This is a genomic window from Collinsella sp. CLA-JM-H32, from assembly GCF_040098165.1.
In the GTDB taxonomy this organism is placed as follows: domain Bacteria; phylum Actinomycetota; class Coriobacteriia; order Coriobacteriales; family Coriobacteriaceae; genus Collinsella.
The window spans coordinates 147,360-161,809 of sequence record NZ_JBBNMZ010000003.1 but is presented as its reverse complement, the minus strand read 5'-3'; the positions used below and the strand labels follow the sequence as shown (position 1 = coordinate 161,809).

15 protein-coding genes are annotated in these 14,450 nt (G+C 60.3%); 10 read left to right on the top strand and 5 right to left on the bottom strand.

The window, feature by feature from the left end; all coding sequences use genetic code 11:
* Positions 1–35: 35 nt before the first annotated feature.
* From AAA021_RS02865 to AAA021_RS02855, 3 genes are all read left to right on the top strand, one after another.
* Positions 36–1,199: a phosphoglycerate dehydrogenase gene (locus AAA021_RS02865; protein WP_349087881.1), complete on the top strand. Its 1,164-nt coding sequence runs from the start codon at positions 36–38 to the stop codon at positions 1,197–1,199.
* Positions 1,200–1,376: 177 nt separating this feature from the next.
* Positions 1,377–2,597 carry a M20 family metallopeptidase gene (locus AAA021_RS02860; RefSeq protein ID WP_349087880.1) on the top strand — a complete coding sequence of 407 codons (1,221 nt, stop codon included), beginning with the start codon at positions 1,377–1,379 and terminating at the stop codon, positions 2,595–2,597.
* Between the two features lie 39 nt (positions 2,598–2,636).
* Positions 2,637–3,320, top strand: a complete 684-nt coding sequence (locus AAA021_RS02855; protein WP_195521142.1) for a DUF1015 family protein — start codon at positions 2,637–2,639, stop codon at positions 3,318–3,320.
* Between the two features lie 129 nt (positions 3,321–3,449).
* Here AAA021_RS02855 and AAA021_RS02850 read toward each other — a convergent pair whose 3' ends face one another.
* The 3 genes from AAA021_RS02850 to AAA021_RS02840 all read right to left on the bottom strand — a co-directional run bounded on the left by AAA021_RS02850 (position 3,450) and on the right by AAA021_RS02840 (position 5,400).
* Entirely contained in the window at positions 3,450–4,085 is a 636-nt protein-coding gene (locus AAA021_RS02850) for a histidine phosphatase family protein (RefSeq protein ID WP_349087879.1), read from the bottom strand.
* A gap of 17 nt (positions 4,086–4,102) precedes the next feature.
* Positions 4,103–4,645, bottom strand: a complete 543-nt coding sequence (locus AAA021_RS02845; RefSeq protein ID WP_250787523.1) for a histidine phosphatase family protein — start codon at positions 4,643–4,645, stop codon at positions 4,103–4,105.
* An 83-nt stretch (positions 4,646–4,728) separates the two neighbouring features.
* The gene (locus AAA021_RS02840) at positions 4,729–5,400 is read right to left on the bottom strand and encodes a nitroreductase family protein (protein WP_349087878.1); all 672 of its coding nucleotides are present in this window, start codon (positions 5,398–5,400) and stop codon (positions 4,729–4,731) included.
* A gap of 235 nt (positions 5,401–5,635) precedes the next feature.
* Between AAA021_RS02840 and AAA021_RS02835 the strand changes: the two genes are divergently transcribed.
* The gene (locus tag AAA021_RS02835) at positions 5,636–6,238 is read left to right on the top strand and encodes a DUF308 domain-containing protein (RefSeq protein WP_035137275.1); all 603 of its coding nucleotides are present in this window, start codon (positions 5,636–5,638) and stop codon (positions 6,236–6,238) included.
* Positions 6,239–6,721 (top strand): DUF188 domain-containing protein, encoded by a 483-nt coding sequence (locus AAA021_RS02830; RefSeq protein WP_055310731.1) that lies wholly within the window; start codon positions 6,239–6,241, stop codon positions 6,719–6,721.
* Between the two features lie 105 nt (positions 6,722–6,826).
* On the opposite strand, the gene AAA021_RS02825 is transcribed toward AAA021_RS02830, so the two are convergent.
* Positions 6,827–7,915 carry a putative manganese transporter gene (locus AAA021_RS02825; RefSeq protein WP_238022452.1) on the bottom strand — a complete coding sequence of 363 codons (1,089 nt, stop codon included), beginning with the start codon at positions 7,913–7,915 and terminating at the stop codon, positions 6,827–6,829.
* A 172-nt stretch (positions 7,916–8,087) separates the two neighbouring features.
* Here AAA021_RS02825 and AAA021_RS02820 point away from each other — a divergent pair, with 172 nt between their 5' ends.
* The 5 genes from AAA021_RS02820 (at position 8,088) to AAA021_RS02800 (ending at position 13,717) form a co-directional block, all read left to right on the top strand.
* Entirely contained in the window at positions 8,088–9,056 is a 969-nt protein-coding gene (locus AAA021_RS02820) for a 3'-5' exonuclease (protein ID WP_349087877.1), read from the top strand.
* A gap of 351 nt (positions 9,057–9,407) precedes the next feature.
* Positions 9,408–10,598 carry a hypothetical protein gene (locus AAA021_RS02815; RefSeq protein WP_055310252.1) on the top strand — a complete coding sequence of 397 codons (1,191 nt, stop codon included), beginning with the start codon at positions 9,408–9,410 and terminating at the stop codon, positions 10,596–10,598.
* A 419-nt stretch (positions 10,599–11,017) separates the two neighbouring features.
* Positions 11,018–11,383 carry a metalloregulator ArsR/SmtB family transcription factor gene (locus AAA021_RS02810; RefSeq protein ID WP_082437811.1) on the top strand — a complete coding sequence of 122 codons (366 nt, stop codon included), beginning with the start codon at positions 11,018–11,020 and terminating at the stop codon, positions 11,381–11,383.
* A 62-nt stretch (positions 11,384–11,445) separates the two neighbouring features.
* Entirely contained in the window at positions 11,446–11,664 is a 219-nt protein-coding gene (locus AAA021_RS02805) for a heavy metal-associated domain-containing protein (RefSeq protein WP_195445857.1), read from the top strand.
* 100 nt (positions 11,665–11,764) lie between these two features.
* Positions 11,765–13,717, top strand: a complete 1,953-nt coding sequence (locus tag AAA021_RS02800; RefSeq protein WP_349087876.1) for a heavy metal translocating P-type ATPase — start codon at positions 11,765–11,767, stop codon at positions 13,715–13,717.
* Between the two features lie 221 nt (positions 13,718–13,938).
* Here the strand turns inward: AAA021_RS02800 and AAA021_RS02795 are convergent, their stop codons facing one another.
* Positions 13,939–14,316: a metal-dependent transcriptional regulator gene (locus tag AAA021_RS02795; protein ID WP_349087875.1), complete on the bottom strand. Its 378-nt coding sequence runs from the start codon at positions 14,314–14,316 to the stop codon at positions 13,939–13,941.
* Positions 14,317–14,450: the final 134 nt, after the last annotated feature.

Genomic DNA, 14,450 nt, shown 5'->3' with positions numbered 1-14,450 from the left:
CACCTGTTTAAACCAAACCTGCTAAGGAGTTTTTCATGCGCAAGATTAAGACCATCGACGACATTACCAAAGACGGCAAAGTCGAGTTTGGCAAGGGCTACGAATTTGTGAGCACCGCCGAAGAGGCCGACGCCATCCTGATGCGCTCGACTGACCTGCACGGCTACGAGCTGCCCGAGGGCATCCGCGCCATCGCCCGCTGCGGCGCGGGCGTCAACAACATCCCCGTCGAGGAGTACGCCAAGAAGGGCGTCGTCGTCTTTAACTCCCCCGGCGCCAACAGCAACGCCGTCAAGGAGCTCGTCCTGGGCATGCTGGTGCTCTCGAGCCGCGGCGTGGTGCAGTCGATGAGCTGGGTGCGCGACAACGCCGACGATCCCGAGATTCAGGTCGATGCCGAGAAGGCCAAGAAGGCCTTTGTGGGCCGCGAGCTCAAGGGCAAGCGCATCGGCGTCATCGGCCTGGGCAACGTGGGCTCCAAGGTCGCCAACGCCTGCGTCGACCTGGGCATGGACGTTTACGGCTACGACCCGTTCATTTCCGTCGAGCACGCGTGGGTGCTGAGCCGCGAGGTGCAGCGCGTGGGCACGCTCGAGGATCTCTGCCGCGGCTGCGACTACCTCACCGTGCACGTGCCCAGCAAGGCCGACACCATCGGCATGATCAGCACCGAGCAGATTAACCTGCTGGCACCGGACGCCGTGCTCATCAACTACGCGCGCGAAACCATCATTGACGAGGACGCCGTCGACGCCGCCCTGCGCGAGGGCAAGCTCAGCTGGTTTAGCTGCGACTTCGCCACGCCCAAGACGGTCAAGATGCCCAATACGTTTATCACCACGCACTCGGGCGCCGGCACCGGCGAGGCCGAGGCCAACTGCGCCGATATGGCCATCAGCGAGCTCAAGGATTACCTGGAGAACGGCAACATCGCGCACAGCGTCAACTACCCCGCCTGCAGCATGGGCAAGGCGCGCGCCGCGAGCCGCATCGCCTGCCTGCACGCCAACGTGCCCAACATGATCGGCCAGATCACAGCAATCCTGGCCAAGGACAACGCCAACGTGCAGCGTATGACCAACGAGTCCGTCGGCGAGAACGCCTACACCATGTTCGACACCGACGAGCACCTGGACAGCAGCACCATCGAGGCGCTCAAGCAGATTCCGTCGATGTATCGCGTGCGCGTGATCAAGTAGCGTCGGCTGATATGACGGGCAGTTCCCCATGTGGCCTGCCCGTCACTGACATTGAATGCCCGCGGGGGCGCCTTTCGCACGAGAGGCGCCCCCGTTTTTGTGAGCACTCCATTAAATGCACTGAGCCGCTTCTTGGCATACAATCTGTATGTTGACCTAACTATCTGTGAGGTGCCTATGGTTGATACAGATTTTGCTTGGCGGCTTACGCAAGGACTCGTGCGGATCGACAGTTCCGACCCAGGTGCGTATGAGGGCGAGATTGAACGCTATATCAAAGCGTTGGTTGAGGAACGGTTAGCGCAGCTGAGCCATCCGGTACTCGATGCCGTGCAAATTGCAGAGCTCGAAGTACTCCCCGGGCGCCGCAACCTTATGGTCACCGTGCCGGGCCAAAGCGACGAGCCACGGCTCGTCTACATCTGCCACATGGATACCGTTACCTTGGGCGATGGCTGGGACGCGGACATTCCGCCGCTCGGGACGGTTGTGCGTAACGACAAACTCTATGGCCGTGGCGCCTGCGACATGAAGGGCGGTCTGGCCTGTGCCATTGCCGCACTGGTCCATACGCTCGAGCGCGTGGCGGCGGATGGCGCGCTGCCCCGCCGCGGCTTTTCGCTCATCTGCTCGGTCGACGAGGAAGACTTTATGCGAGGCTCCGAGGCAGCCATCGATGCCGGCTGGATCGGTTCGCGCGAATGGGTGCTGGACACCGAGCCCACCGACGGACAGATCCAGGTGGCGCACAAGGGGCGTACGTGGTTCGAGATTGAAATGGCTGGCGTGACGGCGCATGCGAGCCAGCCGTGGAAGGGCGCGGATGCCGTCGCCGCCATGGCCGAGGTCGTGTGTTCGCTCCGTCGCGCGTTTGTGGCGCTGCCCGCGCACGATGAGCTGGGGTCTTCGACCATCACGTTTGGCCAAATCGAGGGCGGATATCGCCCCTATGTCGTGCCCGACCGCGCCAAGGTCTGGGTCGATATGCGCCTGACCCCGCCGACCGATACGGCCGCCGCGACGCGCATGGTAGAGCAGGCCATCGCCGTCGCCGAAGCCGCCGTTCCCGGCTGCCATGGCAGCTACACCGTGACGGGCGACCGCCCCGCCATCGAGCGCGACCCGAACTCTCCCCTTCTAGCAGCGCTCAAGCGTGCCGCCGATGACGTGACGGACGCGGACACGACCGTCGGCTTCTTTACCGGCTACACCGACACTGCCGTCATTGCCGGCAAGACGGGTAACCGTAGCTGCATGAGCTATGGCCCAGGCTCGCTCGCACTCGCCCACAAGCCCAACGAATATGTGCCCCACGCCGATATCGTTCGTTGTCAGCAGGTGCTAATCGCGCTCGCCGATAACGTGCTCTGGGACGCGAGCGGCCAAGTTGGGGCATAATAAGCCGCGAACAAACCGACTCGTGCGTTAGGACCGCCCATGAAAGCACTTCCGTTTCCCTGCATCCGCCCGGCTCAGGACCGCGTGCTCGAGGCGTTGCCCGCAATGGGCAGCATCCTGAGCGGCAACGACGCTCTGCGCGGAGCCATTGCCGATGGCCTGATGCTCAAGGACCCGGGTGCGGCGTATTACGTGTACGAATGCTCGGGCGAGCCGGGACGTGTGACGGGTGTCGTGGCGATCTGCCCGACGAGTGTACTTGCGGGTGGCAAGGGCGATGCCAGCGCTGACGTGGCCGCCGCCGCGCGCGCGATCGCCGAGCTCAAGGTGCAGCCGCGCCCCGTGTCGCTCGCCTACGAGGCCTCGCCCGTCATGGATATCATCCTGGGCGCCGCCAAAGAGGGCGCGTCGCTCTACGCCGTCACCGACCCCGCGGGCATTACGCACCGCGCGTGGGAGGTCAAGCGCGAGGACGCCGTCGGGGCCATCCGCGCTATGCTCGACCAAGCACCGGAGCCGGCACTGGCCGACGACCCCGCCTACGCTGCCGCGCTGACCGGGGCGTCGCAGCTGCTGGCCGATGAGGCCCGTTCCGCCGGAACGTACACCGGCAAGGAGCCGTTCAACTTTACCGTTGCCGTGCTCTTCCCCGCCGCGCAGGTCGCCAGCGGCGCGCCGCGAGTTCCGACGGGTTTGCTCACGCACCAGGTCGCGCGGTTCTAGCAAGACCAGACCGCCCAGCACAAAAATCGGCAGCTCAACAAACAGGAGGCGGAGATGCAGCAGGTACATGCATCTCCGCCCCTTTTGCGTCGAGAAGTTATGCCGGCGACCCGTGCCGCCGCGCTCGCGTTATCCGCGCTGCGGACCTGCAGTAGCCACAAGCGGTTCAAGCCTCAGCTCGCGCGCGTAATCCTCCTGCGTAAAAATCTCAATCAGCTCAAACGTACCGGCCTCGTCGTCAAACACGAAATGCAGCACCGAGCAGTTGCCCGGCACACGATCGCGTTCGTCGGCCGCCGCGCCCTTCACGTGGTCCATGAACTCCTTGATGGCAGAGCCATGGCTTACCGCGAGCACGCACGTATGGTCCGGACGCTGCATAAGCTCGGTCAACGTCGCCACCATGCGCTCGCGCACCTGCATCTGGCCCTCGCCGCCAAACTGGCGATAGAAGTCGCGCCACGGGCGCTCGGGCATAAGCATCACGCGCTCGGCCTCAAAGTCGCCAAAGAACCACTCGCGCAGACCGTCCAGGCGCTCGTACGCCAAGCCCGGCCACAAGTTGGCGATAGTCTGCTCGGTGCGATGAAGCGTGGAGGTGTAGGCATGATCGGGCTCAATGCCACGCGCACGTATAAACATGCCGGCGCGCGCCGCCTGGTCGCAACCCAACTGCGTAAGCGGCGAGTCACTCCACCCCTGAATGATACGCTTAAGGTTGAATATCGTCTGTCCATGACGGACCAGATACAGATCTTTATTCATAGGGGTCCTTTCGTTCGTTACCAACCCAAGAGCGAAAACGCCCCGTCGCAATAGCCAAAATGAAGCACGGCACCGTTGTCGGGTAGCTCCCCCTCGCCAGTCACATACTCAAGAAACTCCTGGCAGGCTGAGCCGTGGGAAACCGCCAGCACGCAGTCGTGCTGCGGCCTGGCCATGATGCGGGACAGCGCCGCGACCATGCGCGACTGAAGCTGCACTTCCGACTCGCCGCCAAAGGCCACCGGATAATCGCCCCAGGGCTGCGGCGGCATCTCGCGATTTGATGTGCACTCCAGCGAGCCAAAATGCCACTCACGCAGGTCATCGACCAGCTCAATGGAACGGCCCTCGCCAACGATAAGCTCGGCCGTATGCCGCGCCCGGCCCAACGGCGAGGAATACACATGATCAAAGGCCACGCCACGCGCCGCAAACGCCGTACGCGCCGTCAGCGCCTGCTCGCGCCCGCGCGCCGTAAGCGGCGAATCGTGCCAGCCCTGCAAAATGCTCTGCACATTGAGCTCAGTCTGCCCATGCCGCACCAAATACAGATCTGCCACACACCCTCCCCTCGTACCACCACAAAGGGGACAGGAGCCTTTGTGGTGATTTTGCCGCCGGATTGCACCGCAACGACGCACAACTACAGCAGCACGTCGGCAAGCGGACGCTTGGGTACGTGGTGCACCCGCGCCTCGTCGCGCCAATAATTGATGGAGCCGTCGGGGTTGGAATCGATCGCATCGATCACCTGTGTCTCGGCCGGAACGCCAAACGCCATGATCAGCTTGAGCTCATACTTGTCGTTATCGAGCCCCATGGCATCGATCGCGTGGGGCGTAAAGGCCTTGAACATGCAGGCTGCCACCTCGGGCGTGGCGCTGCGGGCGGCGAGCATCATCGTCTGCGCGGCAATGCCCGTGTCGACCTCGGTAATGGGAGCGGCGGGCTTGCCCGGAACGGCGCGCTCAGCAAGAATCGCGATGTAGCCGGTCGGGCGCTCGCCCTCATCGGGACCCGGCCAATCCTTGAGCGCACCGGCCCATGCAAGCTCGTCAAATACACGCGCGCAGTCCTCTGCACCGCTTACCACATGAAAACGCAGACGCTGAGCATTGGCACCACAGGGAGCCAGGTGCGCAAGTTCCGCCAGCTCGAGCAAAAACTCGCGCGGCACGCGCATGGACTCGTCAAAGCGACGGCACGTGCGGGCGCAGCGAACCAACGCATCAAACGCGTCCAAGCCGAGCTTTTCGCAACCCTGCTTTGCCATCGACTCCGCGCTAGACGGCGCCGCGGGAACTGTTTCGTTCATAGGGACCCCCAATTTCGGGCAATTGTTCTTAGGAAAATCTAACCTAAAACGTAGGCAATAACGAACAGGGCTGCAATGTTCTACACCTGTTGAATAGAAAATCGCGACGTGGGGAACAACGGAAACAATTCGGGGCCTTTGGGTTACGTTTCACCCTCCCCGACCCATACGTCAGCGCCTTTAGGCGATACTGGTCGTAACGATCAAGGCTTACGCCGCACGGAAAGGAGACATTATGGGCATCTTTAAGAATGATGACCAAAAATCGAGCCAGTTTGGATTTGACGAGAAAAGCATGGCAGGCAAGGCCGTCAAGGCCGTGCGCTGGATTTACGCCATCACGGGCGTCTTGGCGCTCGTCGCCGGCATCGCACTGCTGTTTGCGCCCGCCAAGTCCCTCGTCTTCTTAACGACCGTCTTGGGCTTCTACTTTGTGATCACGGCCGCGATCAGGCTGTTTACCGCTGTTTTCGAGCCACTGCTGCCCACCGGCTGGCGCGTGACGAGCATCATCTCCAACCTACTCATTATCTTGGGCGGCGTCATAATCCTGCGCAACCAGGCCTTCTCGACCGCGACGCTCACCACGATGGTGGTTATCGTGGCCGGCTTTGGCTGGATCGTCGAAGGTGTCATGTCCATTCTGGAGTCCGAGCTTTCGTCCAACCGTGCCCTCGCCATCCTGAGCGGCGCGCTCTCCATCATCGCCGGCATGTTCGTGTTTATCTATCCGCTGTGGTCGGCCAAGATGCTCGTCATCTTTAGCGGCGCCGCACTGCTGGTGTTTGGCGTAACGCTGATTGTTCGCGCTATTCAATTTGGCAAACTGGTGCACTAGATGCCGCGAACGCTCTTTATTGATGCAGACGCCTGCCCGGTCACGCGCGAGTCGATTGACTGCGCGCGGCGGGCGGGCGTCGCCGTCGTTATCGCCGGCAACAGCACACAGAACCTGGAACGCCACATTCGCCGCGACGATCCGCGCGACGTCGAGCATGCGCGACGCGGATTTTGGGTCACGACGCTCGATGTGAGCGTGGGCGCCGACAGCGCCGACTTTGCCATTGTCGAACGCCTGCAGGCGGGCGACGTAGTCGTGACGCAGGACATTGGCTTGGCGAGCATGGTGCTCGGGCGCGATGCCGCCGCCATCGGCGTGCGCGGGCGCGTCTACGATAAGGCGACCATCGACATGCAACTGTTTATTCGCCACGAGGAAAAGAAGGTGCGCCGCGCCGGCGGTCGCACTCGCGGTCCGGCGGCATTTACCAGCGAAGACCGGGCCCGCTTTAAGCGCAACCTCACCGAGCTGCTGCGCTAACCAAGGTAGATTTTCGGGACATGCCCGGAAATCTACCTTTTTGTTTTGGCAGCGGAAATGCCCTGGTCACAGGGGTAGATCGTAAGACATGTCCCAATAATCTACTTAAAGGCCAACGGCGGAGAGGATGAGGCCCCAGCCGGCACCGATGACGTACATCATGATCAGGAACAGGACGTTTTCGCGGGCGCTGCGGTTGGTGCGGAACAGCACCAGGTAGCCCACACCGGCAGAGATGAGCGTGCCGGCGAGCATCGGGGCCAGCTGCAGCGCGCCTTCCAGGTACAGTTGCGTGATGACGACGCTGGCCGAGCAGTTGGGGATCAGGCCGACAAGCGCCGAACCCAGGACGGCGAGCGTCTCGTTGCCACGCAGGAACTGCTCGATCGCGGACTCGCCGAAGGTCTCGAGCACGGCGACCAGAATCAGCGTCACCAGAAAAATGAATACCGATACCTGCACGGTGTGCGAGATGGCGCTGCGAATAATCGACAGGAGGGGCGCGCTCTCGTGAGAGTGGGAGTGACCGTGGCCATCATGGTGTTCATGCTCGCCCCCATGACCGTGATCGTGTCCATGTCCGTGTTCGTACTCGTCCTCGTCTTCATCGCAACCGCAATGGTCGCGCTCGCACAGCTCATGGATGTGATCGGCGCTCACGCCCGCCTCGGCCACTTCATCAATGATGTCGCCCCCGGTATGGTCGTCGTGCGCGCAGTTCACATGAGCCGGATTGGAAGCGGTCCCCAGCACGGTACGGCGAATCGCCGCATGCGCGCGAGCGTTACGACGAAGGCCGCGGATAGCCGCGTCCACGATAAAGCCCGTGACCAGCGCGATCAGTGCCTTCGAAGCCAAAAGCATCGCCATGGTCTGCACGGGAACCTGCTCGGCAAGTAGCAGCGGCAGCATCTCGTCGGAGGTCGAAAGGAACACCGCCACCAACGTGCCCAAGGTCACGACGCGACCGGCGTACAGCGTTGCCGCCATGGCCGAAAAGCCGCACTGCGGCACCATACCCAGCAACGAGCCAACCACGGGACCCGCGGCGCCGGCGCGCTTGATGGCCCCGTTAACGCGGTCGCCCGCGACGTGCTCCAAGGTCTCGAGGGCCAGATACGTCACCAACAAAAACGGCACAAGCGAGAGCGTGTCCTTGCCGGCGTCGAGCAGAATATCAATCAGCAAATCCATGACGGATGGAACCTTTCGTGTCTTTCGGCAGCATTGTAAAAGTCCTAGCGGTCAACTAGGGTATTGTAGTTGTCCTAGGCGCGATGCCAATAGTTGCCCATGGTAAACTATCATCTCGCCACATCTCAATGAACCCGAGCCGCGCGCTGCGGCCCGTCCAAGGAGCAGTTATATGAACGTTTCACAAGCACTCGAATACGAGCGCCAGCCGTTTATTCCCATGTTTATCTATGGCGATCACGGCGCCATGGAGTCCGAGCGCCAGAAGGGCGAGGAGGCCCTTAAGGTGCTCGAAACCGAGTACTTTACCGCCGAGGGCGACCCCAGCTTCGACTTTGCCACCGTGCGCGACCTGGCTGACCGCAACCGCGACCTGTGCGACCAGATTGGCGAGGCGCGCCTGCGCAACGTGACGCCCGCGACGCTTTCGCGCGGCCTGTCCGATGCCGACACCTGCGCCGCCATCGGTAAGATGCAAAAGCGCACCGCCGCGTCGGTCATGCGCGAGATCCGCGGCGACCGCGACGCGCTCGGCGTGGCCTACGCCCGCAAGCCCATCCAGGGCACCGTGCTCGGTATCGACATCGAGACCACCGGCCGTGCACCCGAGCGCGGCTATATCATCAACGTGGGCTGGGAAATCATGGACCTCACCAGCGACGCCGTGCCGCATGACGCCGAGGCACACTACTGCGGCCTGCCCGATATCTACCGCGACGAGGATGTGCCGCTGTCGAATATCCACCACATCACCTGGGACGACATCGACGGCAAAACGCCCTTCCGCGAGAACAAGGAATTGCAGAAGCAGCTGCTCAAGCTTATGAAGAAGTACCCGTACATGGCGCATAACGCCGCGTTCGAGGACAGCTGGTTCAAAATTCATCTGGACGGTTACGCCGAGGCACGCCGCGCCGGCAAGATCATCGTCATCGACTCGCGCCAGATCTGCCGCAGCCTGGACGCCGACGTGCGCTCGCTCCCCCGCGAGTCCGCGCCCGCCGCGCTCGAGAACTGGGCGCGCCGCCGTGGCACCCTCGCCGCCGATGCCAACGAGCAGCATCTGGGTCTGGACGACACCGACCTCATGCTCCGCACCGTCCAAGCCGAGTTCAACCTCAAGAACCTGTTTGCCAAGTAGAAACGTCTACGACAAACTCCGGCGTAGATCACGAGCGGCCTCGCAGCGGAAAACCCCGCAGCGGGGCCGTCCTACATTCCACAGATAGATCTGCCATCACAAATTCTGAACCCTCATTTTGAACGATTTTGGCCAATTCCCGACACGTAATTCGTTGTCGAATGGTGATGCATCACAATCAAATGTGCAGCAATTGAGTAGTTATATGCTATAGCTAAGCTGCGAAAACTTATATTTAGGGCATACCAACTCATAATTGCGTCAAGCTTTTGGACAGCATTTGGTTAGACCTCTAAAACGACTTTTTCACTCAGCGCCATCAACACGGCATTAGCTGACACGATATATACCATGAGTATCGTATTGTCACATACCACTGCAAAAGCGGTCTACCAGGCCGTGCATTCGGTGTCTGCGAAAGGCATCGAGTCCTGTAACCCTGCCGCGATTTACGGATCATGTCCCACCGGAACGCTCCTTGACGCAGCCGCAGAATGGCTCACCAAACATGATGTTTCCCTCGGCGCAAATGATTCCCTCGAGGTGATGGTGTTTGATCGCAGGAATGCGCGCTATGCAATGAACTGTCAATGCCACGTTTCGTCAAAACGATTCTCGAACTCACGCTTTATAGAGCTTGAAGATGGCATCTTCATTGTTGGCGTTGAGCTTTGCGCACTTCAAGCCGCCACCTATCTCCCTTTTCGCGAACTGGTGGAGTACTACTTTGAATTGTGCAGCGCTTACTCCCTTGGAACCGGCTCTTCCACCTCTTATAACGAGCGTTTCGCGCTCACCTCGACCGAGAGGTTAAAGCAGTTCTTTAATTCCATTACCAGATGCGACGGTTTGGCCCTTGCCCGAAAGGCGATCCAATGTGTACGCGACGGATGCCGGTCTCCCATGGAAACGGCATTTGTCATGATGCTAACGCTGCCCAAAAGCGAAGGAGGGCTTGGTATTAAGGGAATTGAGACCGATTACGAGGTGCAGGTCACCGCCGCCGCAAAGAATCTCACGAGACGCAAAAAGTTCTTTATGGATGCGTATCTAAAGAAATCTCGCACAGACATTGAATACAACGGTTTTTATCATGACGCGGAAGAAGACCGCGCCATCGATGAGGAACGCAAGAATGCGCTTGCGTCCATGGGATACGGAATCATCACCGTCAGCCGTTATTCCTTTATGCATGCCAGCTCTTTCGTTAGGGTCATGGAAGCAATCCAGCGGAAAGAGGGCGTACGCCCCTCGCGTCTACCAAAAGACTTTCAAATCATGCAAGAGGACCTGAGACAGTTTGTGCTCAGAAGGTTTATAGAAGAGAAAAGGCGAATTCAGAAGCAGCTTCGCCAGGATTCCGAAGAGCGCCAACGAATCGACCTCGAAAAAGCAACACTCGAAGGCATCACGCTGGATGACCCGACAATTAATGAAGTTACAGCAATCGATGACATGCAGACAGTCGAATCCGACAGCCCATCATTTGCCCAAACAAGCAGCCTCGCGCCCGAGGGCAGGATCTTCGGGGCCGGAAGCTAGACCGGCTAACAAGGTGGGTACCCTAGCGATGTGCAAAATTGCGAGTATTCAGCAGGGTCGGCCCTCCAGCACCCACAAGTTAATCCAAATGAGAAACAAAGACGCTATCGAACGGGAACGTTAGGCAACACTTGAGGAAGATCTTATCTGTTTACCGCCCTTGGATAACTCTTGAGCGGCTTTATTTGGCCCGAAATAGATAAACAGACCCCCTATAGTTGCAGAATACTCCAATTTTTGCACGGCGCGGGGGCACCCACCTCGGCATCGACTATCAAAACCGCTCAATCCGGAATCTCGTCCACTATTCCCCATCATTTTGTGCGATGAATTACTTAAACGTTATTGACATATGAACATACGCTCATATAATCGGAAGTAAGTTATTTGAGCGTATGTTCATATGAAAGGATATTGCAATGAGCATCCGCGTTGATGAAACGAAACCCGACACCGAGGCCACCGAGCCAGTAATCCCCACCACCTGCTCGCCCGAGGACCTTCCCGACGAGGAGCTTCTCTACGACCTCGCCGACCTGTTCAAGGTCTTCAGCGACACCACGCGTATCAAGATCCTTTACGCCCTCATGGGCCGCGAGCTCTGCGTGGCAGACATCGCCGAAGCGACCGAAACCTCGCAGTCCGCGGTGTCGCACCAGCTGCGCACACTCAAGCAGTCGCACCTGGTTAAATTCCGGCGCGACGGGCGCAATATCCTCTACTCGCTCGCCGACGACCACGTCTACACCATGCTCAACCAGGGCATGAGCCATATCTGCGAATAGCAACCAACCACGGTACCAGCGCGGCCTGCACCCAAGCCGCAAAAACGGGAAAGGAACCCACCATGAAAAAGCAGTACAAGCTCGATGAGATCGATTGCGCCAACTGTGCGCGCGAGCTTCAGGACGAGTTGGCCAAGCTCGAGGGCGTCAAATCCGTTTCGGTCAACTTTATGACCCAGAAGTTGACGCTCGAGGCCGATGACGCCGAGTTCGACGAGGTCCTCGACCGCGTTGTGGAGTTCACCGCCGACGCCGAGCCGGACTGCGAGATCATTCTCTAGCCAAGGTTTACGCCAACCTGCAAGGCCGCGCTTGCTGCGGCCTTTGCTCGCGAAATTATATGAGCGAATGTTCATACATTCAAATGGGAGGATACGAGTCATGGCCACCGCCGACCCCAAAAAGAAAAAGAAGAAGCGCAAGAAAAAAGAATCACTCGAGCATAAGCGCAACCGCATCCTGGTAGCGCTGGGCATTTTTGCCGTGGTGTACGCCCTCGATGAGCTCGGCACCCTCACTGCCGCATTCGGCACCCCGGGCGACATCTACGCCAGCTTTGTGCTGTTCCTCGTGCCGTTTTTGATTGCCGGCTACGACGTACTGCAAAAGGCATTCAATAACATCCGCCGCGGCAAGGCCTTCGACGAGAGCTTCCTCATGGCCGTCGCGACCATCGGCGCGTTTGCCATGGTGCTCTTCCCCGATACCGACCCGCACATGGCCGAAGGCGCCGCCGTCATGCTGTTCTACCAGGTCGGCGAGCTGTTTCAGGCGTACGCCGTGGGCAAGAGCCGCAAGTCGATCAGCGCCATGATGGACATCGCGCCCGACTACGCTAACGTCGAGCAGCCCGACGGCACACTCGAGCAGGTCTTCCCCGATGACATCGCCGTCGGCACCGTGATCGTGGTCAAGCCCGGTGAGCGCGTGCCTATCGACGGCGTCATCGTCGAGGGCGAAACCCAGCTCGACACCGCCGCTCTCACGGGCGAGTCAATCCCCCGCCCCGCCAAGTCCGGCGACGACATCATCAGCGGCTGCATCAACATGACGGGCCTCATCCACGTGCGCACCACCAAGCCCTTTGGCGAGTCCACCGTCGCACGCGTCCTGGAGCTCGTGGAAAATGCCAGCGAAAAGAAGGCGCGCACCGAGAACTTTATCACGCGCTTCGCCCGCGTCTACACGCCCGCCGTCACCGGCGCTGCCGCGGTACTCGCGCTCGGCGGCGGCTTGGTCACCGGCGCCTGGTCCGACTGGATCCTGCGCGGCCTGACCTTCCTGGTCGTCAGCTGCCCGTGCGCGCTCGTGATTAGCGTCCCGCTCAGCTTCTTTGGCGGTATTGGCGGCGCATCCAAGCTGGGCGTCCTCATCAAGGGTTCTAACTACCTCGAGACGCTCGCCGATGTGGACACCGTCGTCTTTGACAAGACCGGCACGCTCACCAACGGCACGTTCTCGGTGGTCGCGGTGCACCCCGAGGCTGGCTATACCGAGCAGTCGTTGCTCGAGGTCGCAGCCCTTGCGGAGTCGTTCTCCGATCACCCCATCGCGCAGTCCGTGCGTGTCGCCTACCAGGGCGAGGTCGACCCCAAGCGCGTAAGCGACTCCACCAACGACGCGGGCCATGGCGTGACGGCAACCATCGACGGCAAGCACGTCGTCGTTGGCAACGCAAAGATGCTCGCCGCGGCCGGAGTCGAAGCGCCCGATTGCGAGGTCGTCGGAACAATTCTGCATGCGCTCGTTGACGGCGTGTACGCCGGCCACATCGTGATTGCAGACACCGTCAAGGCCGATGCTGAGCAAACGATTCGCGACCTACACGCCGCCGGCGTCAAGCGCACCGTCATGCTCACGGGCGACCGCGAGGAGGTTGCGGCGTCTGTGACCAAGCAACTCAGTCTCGACGAGTTCCACGCGCAGCTGCTGCCGGGCGATAAGGTCGAGCGTGTTGAGGCGTTGCTCGCAGCAGAATCGGGCAAGGGCAAGCTCGCTTTTGTCGGCGACGGTATCAACGACGCACCCGTGCTTACCCGCGCAGACGTTGGCATCGCCATGGGCGCTATGGGCTCGGACGCCGCAATTGAGGCGGCGGACGTCGTGCTCATGGATGACAAGCCGTCCAACATCTCCCGCGCGATCCGCGTGGCGCGCAAGACCATGTCGATTGTTTGGCAGAACATCATCTTTGCGCTGGGCATTAAGTTGCTGATTCTGGTGCTTGCGGCACTGGGCATCGCCAACATGTGGCTTGCCGTGTTCGGCGATGTGGGTGTGGCGATCATCGCCATCCTGAACGCCATGCGCGCGATGGGTGTCAAGAACCTGTAGCGTTCGTGGGCTGTCCGGCCGGGACCGGGCTTGGTTTTGAAAACGTCCTCGCGCATGAGGCCCGTCTTTCCTGCTCCTGCGGAGCAACGGAAAGGCGGGCCTCGCGCTGCGGAGTGTTTTCAAAACCAAGCCCGGTCCCGGCCTGCGATGACGTTGCTGGCGGTTCTTGGGCATCGCTTGCTGGCGGGGTTCCTTGTCTGAGTTGAACTTAGTTGGCGGGGCTACTGGTCCCGGTCGCTGTCCCGGCCCAACATCGACCTTAGCTTCTCAAAGCTCTCCTCGCTCAGGCAGTGCTCCATGTGGCAGCCCTCTTGCGACGCGACCTCAGTCGAAACACCCGCATCCTCCAGCAGCCCCACGAAAAAGCAATGACGCTCCCACATTTGACGAGCAACCTCCAGACCACGCTCCGTCAGATGAACATCTCGCTTGCCCATTTCGACGTAGCCGTTGTTCTCCAACGTCGCCATAGCTTTTGAAACGCTTGCCTTAGTTACGCCAAGGTACTCCGCAACGTCGATCGAGCGCACGATGCCCTGACGTTGCGACAGAACGTAGATCGATTCGAGATAGTCTTCTCCGGATTCACGTAGGGCCATGGGCCGCCTTTCGCGATGATTGCTAGTTAGCCTTTGGATACTTTCCACGGCTAACTTTACCGCAAAAGTTGCCCATGTCTTACTACTTTGTCTAAAAGTTAGCCGTGTTTCACAAAACGTGCGGGACGAAAACA